19 protein-coding genes are annotated in these 17752 nt (G+C 67.8%); 10 read left to right on the top strand and 9 right to left on the bottom strand.

Annotation, left to right across the window (positions count from 1 at the left end; translation table 11 throughout):
- Window positions 1–49 precede the first annotated feature (49 nt).
- The 3 genes from IG65_RS0115905 to IG65_RS0115895 are packed head-to-tail and all read right to left on the bottom strand — an operon-like array spanning window position 50 to window position 3692.
- On the bottom strand, window positions 50–1312 hold the full coding sequence (locus IG65_RS0115905) for a glycosyltransferase family 4 protein (RefSeq protein ID WP_030515700.1): 1263 nt from the start codon (window positions 1310–1312) through the stop codon (window positions 50–52).
- Window positions 1309–2880, bottom strand: a complete 1572-nt coding sequence (locus IG65_RS0115900) for a glycoside hydrolase family 57 protein (protein WP_051756134.1) — start codon at window positions 2878–2880, stop codon at window positions 1309–1311. Before IG65_RS0115900 ends, IG65_RS0115905 begins: the two co-directional genes overlap by 4 nt.
- Complete coding sequence (locus IG65_RS0115895; protein ID WP_030515698.1) at window positions 2877–3692, bottom strand: bifunctional 2-polyprenyl-6-hydroxyphenol methylase/3-demethylubiquinol 3-O-methyltransferase UbiG; 816 nt, start codon at window positions 3690–3692, stop codon at window positions 2877–2879. The genes IG65_RS0115900 and IG65_RS0115895 overlap by 4 nt, the downstream gene beginning before the upstream one ends.
- A gap of 210 nt (window positions 3693–3902) precedes the next feature.
- Here IG65_RS0115895 and IG65_RS0115890 point away from each other — a divergent pair, with 210 nt between their 5' ends.
- A complete protein-coding gene (locus tag IG65_RS0115890) occupies window positions 3903–4688 on the top strand; it encodes an electron transfer flavoprotein subunit beta/FixA family protein (protein WP_030515697.1) in 786 nt (261 codons plus the stop codon).
- A gap of 41 nt (window positions 4689–4729) precedes the next feature.
- Window positions 4730–5689 carry an electron transfer flavoprotein subunit alpha/FixB family protein gene (locus IG65_RS0115885; protein WP_030515696.1) on the top strand — a complete coding sequence of 320 codons (960 nt, stop codon included), beginning with the start codon at window positions 4730–4732 and terminating at the stop codon, window positions 5687–5689.
- A 99-nt stretch (window positions 5690–5788) separates the two neighbouring features.
- Here the strand turns inward: IG65_RS0115885 and IG65_RS34765 are convergent, their stop codons facing one another.
- Window positions 5789–6196 carry a DUF1707 domain-containing protein gene (locus IG65_RS34765; RefSeq protein WP_051756132.1) on the bottom strand — a complete coding sequence of 136 codons (408 nt, stop codon included), beginning with the start codon at window positions 6194–6196 and terminating at the stop codon, window positions 5789–5791.
- A gap of 113 nt (window positions 6197–6309) precedes the next feature.
- Here IG65_RS34765 and IG65_RS0115875 point away from each other — a divergent pair, with 113 nt between their 5' ends.
- From IG65_RS0115875 to IG65_RS0115855, 5 genes are all read left to right on the top strand, one after another.
- Entirely contained in the window at window positions 6310–7296 is a 987-nt protein-coding gene (locus tag IG65_RS0115875; RefSeq protein WP_081879508.1) for an aminoglycoside phosphotransferase family protein, read from the top strand.
- A 342-nt stretch (window positions 7297–7638) separates the two neighbouring features.
- Window positions 7639–9105, top strand: coding sequence for a sensor histidine kinase (locus IG65_RS0115870; RefSeq protein WP_227463003.1), 1467 nt, complete (start codon window positions 7639–7641; stop codon window positions 9103–9105).
- Complete coding sequence (locus IG65_RS0115865) at window positions 9105–9533, top strand: roadblock/LC7 domain-containing protein (RefSeq protein WP_030515692.1); 429 nt, start codon at window positions 9105–9107, stop codon at window positions 9531–9533. The genes IG65_RS0115870 and IG65_RS0115865 overlap by 1 nt, the downstream gene beginning before the upstream one ends.
- Window positions 9530–9880 (top strand): DUF742 domain-containing protein, encoded by a 351-nt coding sequence (locus IG65_RS0115860; protein ID WP_030515691.1) that lies wholly within the window; start codon window positions 9530–9532, stop codon window positions 9878–9880. Before IG65_RS0115865 ends, IG65_RS0115860 begins: the two co-directional genes overlap by 4 nt.
- The gene (locus IG65_RS0115855; protein WP_081879507.1) at window positions 9855–10502 is read left to right on the top strand and encodes an ATP/GTP-binding protein; all 648 of its coding nucleotides are present in this window, start codon (window positions 9855–9857) and stop codon (window positions 10500–10502) included. The genes IG65_RS0115860 and IG65_RS0115855 overlap by 26 nt, the downstream gene beginning before the upstream one ends.
- Window positions 10503–10556: 54 nt before the next feature.
- Here the strand turns inward: IG65_RS0115855 and IG65_RS0115850 are convergent, their stop codons facing one another.
- On the bottom strand, window positions 10557–11414 hold the full coding sequence (locus IG65_RS0115850; RefSeq protein WP_036524723.1) for a LysR family transcriptional regulator: 858 nt from the start codon (window positions 11412–11414) through the stop codon (window positions 10557–10559).
- A gap of 111 nt (window positions 11415–11525) precedes the next feature.
- On the opposite strand from IG65_RS0115850, the gene IG65_RS0115845 reads away from it, so the two are divergent.
- Entirely contained in the window at window positions 11526–12821 is a 1296-nt protein-coding gene (locus IG65_RS0115845) for an NAD(P)/FAD-dependent oxidoreductase (RefSeq protein WP_030515688.1), read from the top strand.
- Between the two features lie 75 nt (window positions 12822–12896).
- On the opposite strand, the gene IG65_RS0115840 is transcribed toward IG65_RS0115845, so the two are convergent.
- Window positions 12897–13601 (bottom strand): SDR family oxidoreductase, encoded by a 705-nt coding sequence (locus tag IG65_RS0115840; RefSeq protein ID WP_051756130.1) that lies wholly within the window; start codon window positions 13599–13601, stop codon window positions 12897–12899.
- 95 nt (window positions 13602–13696) lie between these two features.
- On the opposite strand from IG65_RS0115840, the gene IG65_RS0115835 reads away from it, so the two are divergent.
- On the top strand, window positions 13697–14362 hold the full coding sequence (locus IG65_RS0115835; protein ID WP_030515686.1) for a TetR/AcrR family transcriptional regulator: 666 nt from the start codon (window positions 13697–13699) through the stop codon (window positions 14360–14362).
- Window positions 14363–14590: 228 nt separating this feature from the next.
- On the opposite strand, the gene IG65_RS0115830 is transcribed toward IG65_RS0115835, so the two are convergent.
- Window positions 14591–15130, bottom strand: a complete 540-nt coding sequence (locus IG65_RS0115830; RefSeq protein WP_030515685.1) for a DUF1697 domain-containing protein — start codon at window positions 15128–15130, stop codon at window positions 14591–14593.
- Between the two features lie 10 nt (window positions 15131–15140).
- A complete protein-coding gene (locus tag IG65_RS0115825; protein ID WP_051756129.1) occupies window positions 15141–15794 on the bottom strand; it encodes a dihydrofolate reductase family protein in 654 nt (217 codons plus the stop codon).
- A gap of 127 nt (window positions 15795–15921) precedes the next feature.
- Here IG65_RS0115825 and IG65_RS0115820 point away from each other — a divergent pair, with 127 nt between their 5' ends.
- Window positions 15922–16935: an RNA polymerase subunit sigma-70 gene (locus IG65_RS0115820; RefSeq protein ID WP_051756122.1), complete on the top strand. Its 1014-nt coding sequence runs from the start codon at window positions 15922–15924 to the stop codon at window positions 16933–16935.
- Between the two features lie 29 nt (window positions 16936–16964).
- Here the strand turns inward: IG65_RS0115820 and IG65_RS0115815 are convergent, their stop codons facing one another.
- Window positions 16965–17708, bottom strand: coding sequence for an acyltransferase (locus IG65_RS0115815; protein WP_039779969.1), 744 nt, complete (start codon window positions 17706–17708; stop codon window positions 16965–16967).
- Window positions 17709–17752 lie beyond the last annotated feature (44 nt).

The raw sequence follows: 17752 nt of genomic DNA, 5'->3' as shown, positions 1-17752 counted from the left end.
CGAAAATTCTGCCCCCGCCGCCCGGTACCCACCGCCGCGACCCGGCCGATCACAGCGGGTTGTTCGGATCCCGTTCCGGCAGTGGGCGTTCGGTGATCACCGGGCGGCCCAGCGGATTGCGGACCCGGCGCTTGGCGGCCTGATAGACCTGAATCGTCTCCGCGGCCACCACATCCCAGGCGAAATCGGCGGTCAGCCGAGCGTGGGCCGCGTACGCACGCTGCTGCGCCGCGATCGGATCGTCGAGGACGGCCGTCACCGCCTCGACCAGTCCGGTCACATCCGCCGGTTCGAACGAAGCGCCGGTGACTCCGTCGACGACCAGCTCACCGAGCCCACCGGCGGTGGAGGTCACCAGCGGCGTTCCGGCCGCGGCGGCCTCGAGGGCGACGATGCCGAACGGCTCGTAGCGGCTGGGCAGCACGATCGCGTCGGCGCCGTGCAGCCAGCCCAGCAGTTCGGCGTGGTCCAGGCGGCCGGCGAAATTCACCGCGCGGGCCACCCGATGGACCCGCGCGCGCTCGCGCAGCCATTCGAACTGCGTGCCCACCCCCGCGATGGTCAGCGTGGCGCCGGGATGTGCGCGACGGATCCGCGGCAGTGCGGCGATCGCGTCCTGCACGCCCTTCTCGTATTCGAGCCGGCCCACGTACAGCAGCCGCGGCGGACCCGAACGCGGCGCGCGATCGCGAAATGTCCACGCCCCCACGTCGATTCCGTTGCGGATCACCGTCACCGGCACCAGTTCGGGGCCGTAGAGCTTTTCCACCTCGTCCTGCATCGAGGTCGAACAGGTGATGAGGGCATCGGATTCGCGGGCCAGCCACCACTCGACCGAATGGACCTGCTTGTTGACCCGGCCCGAAACCCAGCCGCTGTGGCGGCCCGCCTCGGTGGCATGAATGGTCGAGACCAGCGGCACGTCGTAGTACTCGGCCAGGGCGATCGCCGAATGCGCGACCAGCCAGTCGTGGGCGTGCACCACATCCGGCGTCCAGCCCTCGGCGATACCCGGTTTGCTCAACGCGATCCCGGCGCGGACCATCGCATGCCCCATGGCGAGGGTCCAGGCGAGCATGTCCTCGCCGAAGTCGAAGGCGGGCGGATCCTCGGCGACCGCGACCACCAGCACCCGATCCTCGATGAAGGTGTGGGTGGGGTGCGTCGTGGCGTCGGTGCCCATCGGCCGGCGCGCCAGCACCACGACCTCGTGACCGGCGGCCGCCAGTTCGACGGCCAGATGATGGACGTGCCGGCCGAGCCCACCGACAACTACCGGTGGGTACTCCCACGACACCATCAAGATCTTCATGCCGGTCCTTCTGTTGCTCCCGCCGAGCGGTGACCGACTGCGGGGATGTCCGTACCTCGTGCGTCGAGTCGGCGCGCGTCGAGAGCGGGGAAGAATCCGTCGGCCGCGTACCATCCTGCCGCCAACTGCCGTGCTTTGGCGAGTTGGCCCGCGGTGACGGCCCCGGCGATCTCGCGGACGGCGTGCGCGTGCTGATGCGCGCGGTCGCGGGCATAGCCGGCCGCGGAGTCCTTGCTGACCATGAACGCCCAGTCGCTGGAGACGGCCAGAATCGCCTCGCGCAGCAGCTGATCGGCGACCGGATCACGCAGACCGTCGGACTGCGCGGCCATCTTGTCCAGGGTGTCCAGGGCCGCACGCACGATCTCGGCGTTGAGTTCGACCAGGTCGCGGACCTGATCACCGGCCCACACCCGCCAGTCCTTACCCGAACCCCACGAGGAATCGGCCAGCTCGACGGGTTCGCCGACGAATCCGTCCGCCCGCGCGTCGGCGAGGGTGCCGACGGTGACCCCGGCCTCGGGCAGGGCGCGCAACACCTGTTCCAGCCACTGCGGCCCCTCGTGCCACCAGTGGCCGAACAGTTCGGTGTCGAAGGCCGCCACCACCAGCGCCGGCCGGCCGATCCGCTCGGATTCGGTGATCAGCCGTTCGCGCACGGTCGCCACGAAATCGGCCACATCGCGTTCGATCGCCGCCGCGGCGGCCGCGGGATCGTAGGGCGCCTTGTCCGGACCCGCGACCTGCTTGCCGGTGACGCGGGCCGGTTTGAGACCGGTCTCGTGGTCGTAGTGATGGAAGTCGCGGTAGTGGGCCTGGCCCGGATATCCGGATTTCGGCGACCACACGCGGTAGCTGACCTGCAGATCCCGCCCGAACGCGACCACATCGCTGTCCCAGACGGGCCGGCCGAGGGTGGTGTCGCCACGCAGCGCCGGACCGTCGACCATGAAATGCGTCACACCCGCTGCGGCATAGCCGCTTTCCATCCCCGGTGTGAACCCACATTCCGGCGCCCAGATCCCCGCCGGGGTGCGCCCCCAGCGATGCCGCGCGTCGGCCAGGCCTTCGCGCAACTGGAAGTCACGCAGGCGCGCGTCGAGCAGCGGCTGGAACGGATGCGCCAGCGGACCGCCCAGCAGTTCGATCGCCTCGGCGTCGATCAGCTCCCGCCACACCGGCGAACCGCCGTGCCGCCACCGCTGCTCGAAATCGGCGAGGGCCTCGGCGGCCAGTGCGTGTTCGTAGCCGCCCAGCTCGCGCTTGCCGACCATCGATGCCTCGTCGGCACGCATCTGCCAGTTCCCCAGCCAGTGGTGCATGGCCGCCAGCGCGTGCGGATCGTCGAGCTGCGCGGCCAGCACCGGCGTGATGCCGAAGCTGAGCAGATGCGAACGTCCTTCCGCGGCAAGGGTTCTCAGCACCCGGGCGACCGGCAGATAGGACGCCGCCCACGATTGGTACAGCCATTCCTCACCCACCGGCCAGCGGCCGTGATGGACCAGCCACGGCAGATGAGAATGCAGGACCAGGCTGAACCGGCCCGGCACCGCCCGCGAATCGCTCACGGCTTCACCGCGATGGCGACCAGATCGAGGCTGGCATCGATCTCCGGATCCCAGACCGGGACGGCCGAACCGGGGGCCGGGCGCAGTTCGAAATCGCCGGTGCGCACACCGGCCACCGCCGCGGTCAGCTCGGCGGGCCAGGGTTCACCGGCCAGCGCCCGCTCGATCTGCGCGTCGATGAACGAGCCGCCCCACTGTTCGTCGAGAGCGACCAGCGCCGGGCCGTGATGGACACCGGCCATGACGTCGACGCGGAATCCGGCCTGCTCCAGCAGTTCCGCGAGTTCGGCGGCGTTCAGCTCGCGAGTGTGGAAGGGGTTCAAGGGCGTATCGCGACCGGGCGAGAAGGTGATCCGGTTCGGCGTGCTGATCAGCAACTGCCCGCCGGGGCGCAACACCCGCAGGCATTCGCGCAGGAATTGGCCCTGGTCCCAGAGATGTTCGATGACCTGGAAGTTCACCACCACATCGACCGAGGCGTCGTCGAGCGGCAGGTCGGCGAGATTGCCCTGGATCATCTCGACCCGGGGGTACGCCGCGCGCACATGCTCCACCGCGCTGGTGTCGTAGTCCAGGCCGATCACCCGGGTGGCGACGTCGGCGATCATGTTCGCGCCGTAGCCCTCGCCGGAGCCCGCCTCCAGAACCGTTGCCCCGGCGCATCGTTCGAGCAGGCGCGCGTAGACGATCTCGTGTCGGCGGAACCAGTAGTTCTCCTCCGCGATACCCGGCACGGTCCGTTCGCCGGTCAGTGGCAGCGACTCCACCCCGGCAGACTCCCCGCTCACCGGGGAGACGACAGCCTCACTCATTGGATCGACGTTAGCGGTTGCCTGTATCACACCGGCGCCCGGACCGGCCATGGAGAACATCACACCCTAAGTTACCCGTGAGTAACTTAATGTAGGGTAATCTCCCGGACGGAGCTTTAGATGTGACGGAGCTTTTCACGTGGACGTACGGCCACCCGATCGTGCGACCCCACCTCACGTGCCACCAGAACAGGAGGTCGACGAAGACCAATGCCGAACATCGTCGTACTGATCAAGCAGGTTCCCGACACCTGGTCCGAGCGCAAGCTCAGCGATGGTGACTACACCCTCGACCGGGAGGCCGCCGACGCGATCCTGGACGAGATCAACGAGCGTGCCGTCGAAGAGGCTCTGCTGATCAAGGAAGCCCAGGGCGGCGAGGTCACCGTTCTCGCCATGGGCCCCGAGCGCGCCACCGAGGCCATCCGCAAGGCGCTGTCCATGGGTGCCGACAAGGCCATCCACGTCAAAGACGACGCCATCCACGGCTCCGACGCCGTGCAGACCGCGTGGGTGCTCGCCGGTGCGCTGGGCCAGATCGAAGGCATCGAGCTCGTCATCGCCGGTAACGAGGCCACCGACGGCCGCGCCGGCGCCGTGCCGGCCATCATCGCCGAGTACCTGGGCATCCCGCAGCTCACCCACCTGCGCAAGCTGACCGTCGACGGCGACAAGATCTCCGGCGAGCGCGAGACCGACGAGGGCGTGTTCAAGCTCGAGGCGAACCTGCCCGCCATCGTCTCGGTCACCGAGAAGATCAACGAACCCCGCTTCCCCTCCTTCAAGGGCATCATGGCCGCGAAGAAGAAGGAAGTGCAGACGTTCACGCTGGCCGACCTGGGCATCGACCCGTCGACCGTCGGCGTGGGCAATGCCGGCACCGCAGTCTCCGGTGTCACCCCGAAGCCGCCGCGCACCGCGGGCGAGAAGGTCGTCGACGAGGGCGAGGGCGGCAACCAGGTCGCGCAGTACCTCATCGGCCAGAAGATCATCTGAGCCCACCGAGCGCAATCACCACAGACTTCAGGAGAAGCAACATGGCAGAAGTACTCGTGCTCGTCGAGCACGCCGAAGGTGCCCCCAAGAAGGTCACCACCGAACTCCTCACCGCCGCCCGCACGCTGGGCACCCCGGCCGCGGTCGTGCTGGGTGCGCCCGGCACCGCCGACAAGCTGGCCGACGCGCTGACCTCGGCCGGTGCCGAGAAGATCTACGTCGCCGAGTCCGACGACGTCGAGGGCTTCCTGGTCACCCCGAAGGTCGACGTGCTGGCCGGTCTGGTCGAGTCGGCGTCGCCGGCCGCCGTGCTGGTCGCCGCGTCCGCCGAGGGCAAGGAGGTGTCGGGTCGCCTGGCCGCCCGCATCGGCTCCGGCCTGCTGGTCGACGTCATCGACGTCAAGTCCGACGGCACCGCGGTCCACTCCATCTTCGGTGGCGCGTTCACCGTGGACGCCAAGGCCACCGGCGACGTGCCGGTGATCTCGGTGCGCCCGGGCGCGATCGAGGCGGCTCCGCAGGCCGGCGCCGGCGAGAAGGTGACCGTCGAGGTTCCGGCTCAGGAAGAGGGCGTCACCAAGGTGACCTCCCGCGAGCCCGTCGTCGGTGGCGACCGTCCGGAACTCACCGAGGCCACCATCGTGGTCTCCGGTGGTCGTGGCGTCGGCAGCGAGGACAACTTCCACAAGGTCGTCGAGCCGCTGGCCGACGCGCTGGGTGCCGCGGTCGGCGCCTCGCGTGCCGCCGTCGACTCGGGCTACTACCCGGGCCAGTTCCAGGTCGGCCAGACCGGTAAGACCGTGTCGCCGCAGCTGTATGTGGCCCTGGGCATTTCGGGCGCGATCCAGCACCGCGCCGGCATGCAGACCTCGAAGACCATCGTCGCCGTCAACAAGGACGAAGAGGCGCCGATCTTCGAGATCAGCGACTACGGCATCGTGGGCGACCTGTTCAACGTCGCGCCGCAGCTGACCGAGGCGGTCAAGACCCACAAGGGCTGATCGAGACCCCTGCAGGGAGTACGGCTCGCCGAATCGGTACCTCGCGGTATCGGTTCGGCGAGCCGTCTGCGTTCCGTCCGCGTGCTCGGTCGGCGCTGCTCAGTCCGGTGGCCGCTGCGTCTGGTTCCGGCCGACGGTGATGCCGATGACGGTCGGTATGCACAGCGCCAGCCCCCACGGCACCGCGACCCAGAACGGCCAGAAGTACCCGGCGCCGGTGGCCAGCCAGATCACGACGCACAGGATGTTGACGAAGATCCACGGCGTCCACATGATCAGCACCCACGGCGGCACCCGCCCGGGCCGCGCGGCGCCCGGCCGATCCCGCACCGCGGGCAGATCCGACAGGATCGGCGACAACTCCCCATAGGTACGCGCGGCGTAGACCTGCTGGACCCGATCGTCGAATTCGGCGAGATTCAATCGACCCTCGTTCATCGCCGCGCGCAACCGCTCGACGATCTGCTCCCGGTCCGCGTCCGAGGCCCGCACGTGCTCGTTTCCCACGGCCCAAGCCTAGAGGCGACCATCGCCACGCGCGGGGAAACATCACCCGGAACCACCTGGGGCAGGCGATAATCCGCTTGCGCGCCCCCACCGCCCTCGGCCAGGCTGAGGCCGTGCCGACTCCGACCGGATCGCCGATCGCACTCCCACCCGCGGTCGTCGAGACCGTGAGCACGGTCTTCGGCGCGCGCGGCCGGACCTGGCTCACCGAACTTCCCGAGCGTGTCGAGGCGCTGTGCGCGCAGTGGCAGCTGACCTCGCTCGGCGCCGCCTTCGCCGGTGGCACCCACTCCTACGCCGCCCCCGTCCGCCGCGCCGACGGTTCGGTGGCGGTGCTGAAGATTCCGGTCGTCGACGAGGAGAACGTCGGCGAGGCGGCCGGCCTGTACTGCTACGACGGCGACGGAGCGGTCCGCCTCCACGACTACGACCCCGGCAGCGGCGCCCTGCTGCTCGAGTGGGCCCGGCCGGGCACGCCACTGCTGGCGCAGCCCGGATTCCCGAGCCTGGAAGGCCTGCCCGAACATGCGGACAAGGTCGATGTGGCCTGCCGGTTGTACCGGCGTCTGCGCCGCCCGCCGGTCGCGCTGCCGGACGGATATCCGGACATTCCCACCGTTTCCGCTGTGCTCGCCGACTGGTCCGTCCGCTTCGGGCAACCGAAACCCGAACTGGTTCACGCCGTTCCGTCCACCCTGCTGGACGCCGCGGTGGCTCGATGCGCCGAACTCGCCCGGCCGCAGGGACCACCGGTCGTCGTCAATCGCGATACCCACCTGGGCAATATCGTTGCCGCCGAACGGGAGCCGTGGCTGCTGATCGACCCGAAGCCGTATCTCGGTGAGGCCGCATTCGATATCGGTTTCCTGATCATGATTCGGATTCAGCGCTTGCCGACCGCCGAGCACGCGAAACGAATGGTCACCGATACGGCCGTGGCCACCGGCGTCGACCCCGGCCGCGCGGGCCGGTGGGCGTTTCTGCGGGCGATGGAGGAAATATCGTGGGCCGTCGACGATCACGCGCCCGCTGACCTGCGGTTACACTTCGCCGTCGCCACCGCCCTGAGCGGAATTGCGCCATCTTTCGAGGTGGGTTGAGCCGCACCGAAACAGGACGATTGCGAAACACCGGCGATGAAGATATTCCTACCGAGCCGTAGATAACGAATCGGTCGCTGCCACACGGAATTGCTGCTATCTTTGCTGTCGTCGGGTGCTGGGGCCGATCGGGATCCTCGCCGGTGGGTCGATGCTGAATTCGCCTGTCCGGTAAGCGCTTCGAGGTCTCCTCCAGGTTAGGTGCAGTATCATCCTGCCTGCCGCGTTCCCGCCGTCCGACCTGAGTGTTATCCCGGCCGCGCCGATCGCGGTCGTCGAGTTGGAAAGGACGAAGCGGCCGGAAATCCGGCACCGAGGGAACTGATGAATCAAGCTACCGCCGTGACTCTTTCGTGGATCCTCGCCGCCATTCTGATACTGACGATCGCGGGAGCTCTGTACGCCGCGTATTACGCGTCGCAGCAGCGCGCCCGTGCCCGCAGTGCCGAGGCGGAATTGCGCGCCCACGAGGACGAGCTCGAACATTTCACGAGCACCACAATGGGTTTGGTGGCCGACTCGGTGCGCCGCGCCGAATCGACGGTCGAATTGCCCGCCATCGACCGCGGCGGTTCTCGCTTCGCCCAGCTGCTGCAGCGGCTGACCGAGCGTTACGCCGACGACCTGCACCGAGTGGCCGCCGAAACCCATGAGCGCACCAGCCACGAGCTGGAATACGAGAAGCAGCAGGCGATCTCCGCCACCGAGGCCAGTATCCGCGAACAGGTCGAGAACGCCTCCCGCGAGGCGACCAGCGCCGCGGTCCGCGCGTTCGGCACCTCCGTGGTCAGCCTGGGCGCCGACGTCGGCCAGGTGGTGAGCGCCGCGCTGCGCCAGCACCGCGGGGACGACGTCTACGAGACGCTGATCCGCATCGACCACAGCGTCCAGCAGATGATCCGCCAGGCGCAGTCGTACGTGATCGTCTGTGGCGGTCTGCCCGGTCGCCGCTGGCCGCAGCAGTCGCTGACCGACATCGTCGGCGGCGCCATCGGCCGAGTCCGCGACTTCACCCGGATCCGGCCGCAGCAGCTCGACCGGGTGATCATCAGCCGTGCGGTCGAACCGCTGGTGCACACGATGGCCACCCTGCTGGACAACGCGCTGCGTTACTCGCCGCCCACCTCCTTCGTGGACGTCACCTTCCAGGAAGGCCACCACGGCCTGACGGTGATCATCGACGACGCCGGCGTGCGGATGAACCCCGAACAGATGGAAGAGGCCCGCCAGGTCCTCGCCGGCGAGCGCACCGTCGACATTCACCAACTGGGCCCGACCCCGCGGGTGGGTTTCCCGGGCATCGCCGCGCTGGCCCGCCGCTACGGCTTCACCGTGTACATCGACGGACCCAATATCTACGGTGGTATGCGCGCGATGGTCTACGTACCCGAGGGACTGCTGGCCGCGCGGCCCGACAACCTCGAAAGCGTTACGGCGCCACCAATTTCCACGCCGATCGAGGTCGCCGCGGCACCCGCCGCGGTCGGGAGCGCGCATGCCGCCCCGGCCCCGGTGACCCTCTCCGCGGCACCGGCCGCGCCGGTCGCCGAGGCGGAACCGCTGCCGGCCGCGGATCCGACACCGACCGGCCAGTCGTCCACGGTGCACGAGATCACGCCGGGCGGGCTGCCGCGCCGGCGGCGGCGCAGCGTGGCGTTGCCCGCCTCCGCCCGCGGGCCCCGCACCGATACCGGACAGCCGCATACCGATACGGGCCTGCCCCGGGTCGACATCGCCGAAGCCTGGCAGACCGGTTCCACCAGCGGACGTGCAGCCGCACATGACAACTCCGAAGGGATGACATCCTGATGGCCACACCCGGCACCACTGTGACCGACGGCGATAACAAGCTGTCGTGGATGCTCGAGGATCTGACCGTTCCCGGCGTCCGATTCGCCGTACTACTGTCCGAAGACGGCCTGCGCATCGCCCACGTCGGCGCCATCTCCCTCGACGACGCCGAGCGCTTCGCCGCCGCGGCCTCCGGCCTCAGATCCCTGGGTAAGGCCCTCAGCGAGTTCTGCGGCGGAGCGAACACGGTGCGGCAGAACATGACCGAGTACGACGAGGGCATGATCTTCATCACCGCGGCCGGTGAGGGCGCCCTGATCGGCGTCTCGACCATGTCCGATGTGGACGTCAGCATGGTCGCTCACCGGATGAACGAACTCGCCGTGAGAGTCGGCCGCGAACTCGGCAGCCTGCCCCGCCACAGGCCCGGTAGCGATCGGGCATGAGCAAGCACCGGCGCGATCCCGACCTGGTCCGTGCCTACGTACGCACGGGCGGACGTACCCGTGCGACTCGCTCGGTCGACCTGGTGACACTGGTTGTGGCAGCACAGGATCCGACGCCCGGTGCCAGTCCGGACGCGCGCCGGGTTTTGAACGTCTGCAGTCGGCACGCTGCACTGTCGCTCGCCGAGGTGGCCGCATATCTCGACCTGCCGCCCTCGGTAGTGAAGATCGTGGTATCGGACCTGCTCGACAGCGGCCATCTGGTCAACCCGACCCCGGCGGATCATGTGCCGGAGGTCGCACTGCTCGAGGAGGTACTGAATGGGCTCCGCGCTCTCGCCGTCTGAGCGCCCGACCGCCCTGTCCGAACGACCCGCCGCTGTGACCGACCGTACGGTCGACTATGTACCGGAAACGGTCACGCGGTCGGTGAAGCTGTTGGTAGCAGGTAATTTCGGCGTCGGTAAGACCACGTTCGTCAGCAGCGTGTCGGAGATCCGTCCGCTACGCACCGAGGAGACCATCACCGAGGCCAGCGTCGGGATCGACGATATGGCCGGTCTCCCGGGCAAGCAGACCACCACGGTGGCCATGGATTTCGGGCGCATCACGCTCAATCCGCAACTGGCGCTGTATCTGTTCGGTACGCCGGGGCAGCGCCGGTTCCTGCCGTTGTGGGAGGAGCTGGCCAACGGCGCACTCGGTGCGCTGGTGCTGGTCGACACCCGCCGAATCGACAAGGCCGACGAGGTGCTCTCCATCCTCGAGGAACGCGGCGTGCCGTATTCCGTGGCGATCAACGAATTCGACGGTGCGCATCGCTTCCCGCTCAGCGAGATTCGCGATGCGCTGGACCTGGAACCGGGCACCCCGCTGACCGCGTTGGACGCCCGCGACCGCGGCACCTGCCTGCGATCGCTGATCACGCTGGTGGAATTCCTGTTCCACCGGCTCGAACCGCGTCCCTGACCGTTTCACCCCGAGCAACGCCATACCGGCCTCCGGTGCGGCGTTGCTCCGTTTTCAGGAGCTGTGCAGGGCGGCCAGCAGGGTGACCAGGATGGGTGAGCGCCGGATATCGCCGCGAAGTACGGCCGACACCGGAATGCGCAGCGGCCGGCCGGCGAGCTCCAGGGTGGCGATCCCTTCGGTGGCACTGTCGGCGTAGAGGATCGTCCAAGCGTCCGGCCGATTGATCAACTCCATCGTCGCGGTGTGGTCCGGCGGGATCGGCGGGCCGTAGCTCGGGCGGGTCGGTAGTTCGGCGAACGCGTGCCGGACGACGTTGTGCAGAAGCACCTGTTCCGTCTCCGGGGGCAGCAGCAGCGGATATTTCCCCAATTCGGCCAATGTCACATCACCGCGGCCGGCCAGCGGGTGGGCGGTCGAGGCGGCGATGACGAGGTCCTCCACCCACAGTTGTTCGACCGTCAGACCAGGCTGTTCGACACTGCCACGAATGAGAGCAAGATCACAATCGCCGTCGGCGACCGCGGCGATGCGCTGCCGGAAAGGCTTGATGACGAACTCGATTTCGGCACCCGGATGCGCTTCGCGTGCTCCGGCTATCGCGGATAGCGATCTTGTTGCGAAAGACATATTCGCTGCCAGGCGAATTCGCGGTCCGGAGTCGCGAACAGCTGCGCGAATAGCGGATTCGAGGCTCAGCATTTGTTTCGCAAGGGGAAGTAGCCGAACGGTTGCCTCGGTCGGCACAACGGAGCGCGTGGAGCGCTCGAAGAGCTGCACACCAAGATCATGTTCGAGTCGCGCGATTTGATGACTGATAGCCGATTGCGATATGAAGCAGCGCACAGCGGCGCGACTGAAGCTCAACTCCTCGCACACCGCGACGAAGTAGGTGAGCTGACGAAGTTCCATCAAGATCTCCATTCATGAATGATCTAGATAAGAGTCATCAATATTATGCGCCCTGACCCCCGAAACATCCAGGGCATGAATCGCGTTTACTCATGACAGAAGGAGGCTGTCATGCAAGACGTGGATGCGGGAATCGAAACCACCGATGTGGTCATCGTGGGTTCGGGGTTCGGCGGGCTCGCCGCCGCGAAGCAGCTCAGCAAATCGGGGATCGACTACGTTCTCATCTCGGCGACGCCGGAACATCTGTTCCAGCCGCTGCTCTATCAGGTAGCGACGGGTGTGCTCCCGTCCACCGACATCGCTCCGCCGATCGCGCAGATCCTGCGCCGGCACAAGGGCGCGAATGTGCGGCTGGGCAAGGTCGTCGATATCGACGCCGCTGCCGCCGTCCTCACCTACGAGACCGAGCAGGGGCCGCGCAAGATTCGCTACGGCTCGCTGATCGCGGCCACCGGTGCCACCCAATCGTATTTCGGCCGCGACGATTTCGCGGAGAAGACGTTCTCGCTCAAGACCATCGACGATGCCAAACTGCTGCGGGCGCAGATCGAGCGCGTCTTCGCCGAGGCGGCGAAGGCCGATCCGGAAACCCGGGAACGGCTGCTGAGCTTCGTGGTCGTCGGCGCGGGCCCGACCGGCGTCGAGGTCGCCGGTCAGCTCAAGGAGCTCGCGAAACGCCACTATCACCAGGAGATTTCGGTGACCCTGGTGGAGGGCGCGGGCGCGGTGCTGCCGCCGTTCGGTGGCAGCCTGTCGGAGTATGCGCGCAAGTCGTTGAGCCGCAACGGCGTCGAGGTGCTGCTCGACACCTTCGTCACCGACATCGAAGCCGGCAAGGTGACCGTCAAGACCAAGGACGGTGTCGAGCGCGGTATCGGCGCCGAGACCGTGGTGTGGTCGGCGGGTGTGGCGGCCGGCGGATTCGCCACGCTGCTGGCCGAGGCCACCGGCTGCGAAACCGACCGTGCCGGACGGCTTCTCATCAACCCGGACTGCACGGTGGGCGGACACGCCGATATCTACGCCATCGGCGATATGACCTCGCTGAACGGCTATCCCGGCCAGTCGCCGACGGCCATGCAGGAGGGCCGCCACGTCGCCGACATCATCCGCCGCAAGAAGCAGCCCGGTACCCCGTTCGTGTACTGGGACAAGGGTTCGATGGCGGTGATCAGCCGGTTCAGCGCGGTCACCAAACTCAACGACCGCGTGAAGTTCACCGGCACCATCGCCTGGGCTACCTGGCTCGCCGTCCACCTGTTCTATCTGGTCGGCTTCCGCAACCGCTTCGTCGCGGTCCTGTCCTGGCTGGTGGCGTTCATCGGTACCGGCCGCCCGGGCTTCGACGAGAGCGACAAGCCGCAGCAGGCGGCGGCGATTCCCGAGAATCGACGAGCGGCGTAGCGTCACCCGACCGAATCCCCCTTCCGGCCCGCGACAACGATGCGGGCCGGAACGTGTGGCTCCCGGGTCCCGGGTTCAGGCCGCTCGCTCGACGGCGGTGTCGATGGTGGCCATGGCGAACAGATCCTCGGCAAGAGCATCGGGATGGACGCGCCGCACGTCGTTCGGTTCCACCGAGGCGAAATGGCCGGAATCGAACAACTGTTGCGCCGCACTGTTTTCGATGAGGCGGGTGATGAGCAGAGCGCCCACCCGCACGCCGCTCGGTCGGACCTGCTGGTCGATCGCGTACAGGTAATTGAGCAAGGCCGACTGCGGCACGCTCGAACTGGCCAGCGCCGCTTGCGGTTCGCGCACCGCTCCGCCTTGGGCGATGAGGACGGCGCCCGAGCCGCGGGCCGTCATCGCCGGCAGTAGCGCGTGCATGATGCGCACCGGCGTGGTCAGGTTGATCGGCAACCACGTGCGCAGGGTGTCCGCGTCCAGCGACAAGGCATCGACGGGTAGCCGGCTCACATCACCCGGGCTGTAGACCACCACGTCCGGAAGTCCGTGCGCCCTCCGCAATTCGGCGAGCGCGTGGTCGATCCGGGCGTCGTCGGTGAGGTCGGCGAGCAGGACGTCCACCTCGATCCCCTCGGCCGCCAGCCGCGCCCGCAACCGTTCGAGTGTGTCCGCGTTGCGCGCGATCAGCGTCACCGAATAGCCCGCACCGCCGAATCGCAGCGCCGCCGACAATCCGAGCGCGGGACCCGCGCCGAACACTGCCAGATGTGGCATGACCGAACCTCCATAACTCGAGAAGGCACTCAAGTTGAGTGACCACTCAAGTTAAGGCTAAGTCGAGTGGGTTTTCAAGTTGTTAGTGTGAGGTCATGGTCGAGAAGGTGGCGAGTACCGGGGAAACGGCGGCCGGCGCGCGCCCGCGGCGTCGTGACGCCCGGGACAATCGGGACAAGATCGCCGCGGCGGCCCGGCGGCGGTTCACGGCCGAGGGCCTCGACGCTTCGCTGAATCAGATCGCACGCGACGCCGGGGTCAGCATCGGCACGCTCTACAACCACTTCCCCACCCGGGAGACGTTGATCGGCGACGCGTTACTGGACCTGGTCGTCGAGTCGGGCCGCAGCGCGGAGGACGCCTTGCGGGCGGACGACCCGTGGACGGGGCTGGTAGACCACCTGACGAAGCTGGCGCAGTGGCAGGCGAGCGATCGCGGCTTCACCGATATCTGCGTGTATTCGCTGCCCGCCGACAGTCCGATCGAGGTGGCGAAACAGCAGGGGCACACCCTGTTCCAGCGATTGGTGACGCGAGCGCAGGAGGCCGGGCAACTGCGCAGCGACATCACCGAAGCCGATCTCGGCCTCCTGCTGTGGTCGGTGGTGCGCGCGACCGACGGCGTGCGCGAGGTAGCCCCCGAGGTGTGGCGCCGGCATCTGACGGTCCTGCTCGACGGCTTACGCGCAGAGGCCGCCCATCCCCTGCCGGGACGCGCGCTCGACCCCGAACAGGTCCGCGCGGCAATGACTCTCGGTTGAGACCCCCGAACACAGCAGTCCCCGGTAGTCTCCATCGATACCTGAACCTCAGTCGTCGCTGTCGGTTCCCGATATTCGACTGGCTTGCCGGGGGCCTGGCCAGATCCTGGAAACCATCTCCGTGAGTCGTTCGACGTCTCGTTCGACTCCGCGATGATTTCCGGTGTTCCGGTGTATTACCTAGTTTCCTCCTGTTTTTTCTCCAGTCAAGACCTCAGGAAGGAAAAACTACAGCTTGGCCAGCACTTTTTGCACCGTGAGCCAGGTGCGGGTGGTGATGTCCCTGCCGTAGACGGTCTCCAGCCACGACATGTGGTTCGGCGTGCCCGCGACCGAGTTGTCGATGACCGCCAGCAGCGCCCGCGCCGGTTCGTCGAAGCGCACGATGCGCACGGCCGACTCCAAGTTGCCGGGCAGGTCCGGCGGCGCAGACCCCGCTCGATCCTTCACGAAGGTCGCGGTGAGATAGGTGCCGCGCGCATGTGTGAGGCCGGGAAAAGGATCGGAGTCGACCAGCTTCTGCAACTCCTCCCGGCTGCGGATGATGGTGCCGCCGCCGATGCCGAGCTCCGCCTGCAACGCCGCCTGGATCTGCGATTCCATTGCGGCGATATCGGTTTCGGTGCTGCCGAAGACGATGTTCCCACTCGCCAGCACCGACCCCACCCCCTCGTAGCCGAGGCCCTCGAAGACCGCCCGCAACTTCTCGTTGCGCATATTGGGGTTGCTGGGCATGATCCCCCGCAACCAGGCCGCATACCGGTTCATGAGCCGAAGGCTACCCGGCGGCACCGACAGGAATGCCGGTTCGGCCGTCCCGGCGATCGGGCTGTCCGGCGGACGCGTCCGGCAGGCGTTCGTAGGTCAGGTGCGCGAGACTCGTGCCGACCGCGCGAACCCCGGTGAGCCGCAAGGGGCGCGGCGAGACCGGTGCCGAGCCGCCGGCGCGGGCGAAGAGCCGGCTCCCCGCGCCCATCACCACCGGGAATACCGCCAGTCGCACCTCGTCGACCAGGCCGTGGCCGGTCAGCGCGTGCACCAGTTCGGTACTCGCGTAGATCCGGATCTCACCGTCGACGAGGTGTCGCAACCTCGCCACCTGCTCGGCGAGATCGCCCCGCAGCACGGTCGTGTTGTTCCACTGGGGATCCGACAGCGTCGCGGACACAACGTATTTCGGCAGACCGTTCATGCGGTCCGCGGTCGCACCGGTGCGCCGCGGATACCGGGCAGCGAAGTATTCGTAACTGCGCCTGCCCAGCAGCAGTGCCTGTGCATCCAGCACATCGTCGTGAATCAGCCGGGCCCATTCCGCGCGGTCGTCCGGTGACAGCGCCGCACGCCAATCCGCGTCGCTGAAACCCTCCGCACCGGTCGGATCCTGGGTCACTCCGTCGAGCGACACGTTCTCGAAGACGACGATCTTTCCCATGGCGGTACTCCTCTTGTGGGTGGCGGGACTGCTACAGAGACAGACACCGCCGCATGGGCCGAAATGGTCGCGTTCGGACCGACACATTCACGGTCGCCGTGGTGTCAATATTCGGTGGAGGTGTGTCATGACAGACGGAGATGACGACGCGGTGGCGATCGGCGATCTGATGGCCGGGGCGCGGGCGGGCGACGGTGCGGCGTTTCGGGCGTTGACCGCGCCGTACCGCACGGAGCTACAGCTGCACTGCTATCGGATGCTCGGCTCGCTCCAGGATGCCGAGGATGCCCTGCAGGACACGATGCTGGCCGCGTGGCAGGGCATCGGCGCATTCCAGGAGCGCTCCTCGCTGCGCACCTGGCTGTACCGAATCGCCACCAACCGGTGCCTGAACGCGCGCCGGGCCGCGGGCCGGCGCCGGGCGAAGGAGTGGGACGTGCCGAACGTCGAACCGCCCGAGCCCTCCCGGCTCGGCGAGGTCGTGTGGTTGCAGCCCTGTCCCGACGCACTGCTCGAGCGGGTGCCTCCCGGCCCGGAGGCACGCTACGAGCTGAGCGAGTCCGTCTCGCTGGCCTTCGTGACCGCACTGCAACTGCTGCCGCCGCGCCAGGTCGCCGTCCTCGTCCTGCGCGATGTCCTCGGATTCCGTGCGGCCGAGACCGCCCGGATGCTCGACACCACCGTCGACTCGGTCAACAGTGCCCTCACCCGGGCCCGGGCGGCACTCGAGCGGCGCCGGCCGATCGGCCGGTCACCGGCACCGGGGTCGGCCGACGAGGAGGCGATCGTGGCGAGATTCGCGCACGCGTGGGAATCGGCCGATGTGGACGCGCTCGTGCGACTGCTGACCGACGACGTCTTCATGTCGATGCCGCCGATCCCGTTCGAATACGTGGGCCGCGAGGTCGCCACCCGCTTCTGCGCCGGCATCTTCGCCGCCGGGCGGCGATTCGACCTGGTACCGACGCGGGCCAACGGCCAACCGGCGTTCGGCGCCTACCTGCGCGGCCCGGACGGCAGCAGTCACGGCACCGGCCTGTACGTCCTGTCGCTCGCCGGTGAGCGCATCAGCGCCCTGGCCCGATTCGAGAGCACGGTGCTGCCGTGGTTCGGGCTGCCGCGCACGCTACCGAGCCGATAGCGGTACGGGAGGAGTAAGGGTCCGGCGGATCAGTCCGATCCGGCCCCGACTCCCGCCTTCTTGCGTTCGATATCGGCCAGCGCGGCGGCATGCCGGGCGCGCTCCTCGGCGGCGTCGTCCCAGGCCTTCTTGCGGTTCTTGACCACCCGGGCGGGGGCGCCGACGGCGATGCTGAAGTCGGGGATCTCCCCCTTCACGACGGCATGGGCGCCGAGCACGCAGCCGCGGCCCACCCGGGTCTCGCGTAGCACGGTCACCTTGGCCGCGATCCAGGTGTCGGGGCCGATGCGGACCGGGCTCTTCACGATGCCCTGATCCTTGATCGGCATCGTCACATCGTCCATCCGGTGGTCGAAATCGCAGATGTAGCACCAGTCGGCGACCAGGGTCGACTCGCCGATCTCGATGTCGAGATAGGTGTTGACGACGTTGTCCTTACCGAAGACCACCTTGTCGCCGATGCGCAGCGAGCCCTCGTGGCAGCGCAGCGCGTTGCCGTCTCCGATGTGCACCCATTTGCCGATCTCCATGCGACCGAGCTCGGGGGTGGCGTGGATCTCGACATTGCGGCCCAGGAAGACCATGCCGCGCAGCACGATATGCGGATTCGCCAACCGGAATTTGAACAGCCGGTAGTACCGCACCAGATACCACGGCGTGTAGGCACGATTGGCGAGCACCCAGCGCAGCGACGCCATCGTCAGAAAGCGCGCCTGCTCCGGATCCCGGCGGCGCGAACCCCGCCAACGCGAACGCAACGGTGCGCCCCACATGCTCGTCACGGGCCAGCTCCCTTTCCTCGGGCGACGGTTACCTC

This window comes from Nocardia sp. NRRL WC-3656 (assembly GCF_000720265.1).
Lineage (GTDB): Bacteria > Actinomycetota > Actinomycetes > Mycobacteriales > Mycobacteriaceae > Nocardia > Nocardia nova.
This window is presented reverse-complemented; position numbering and strand designations above follow the sequence as displayed.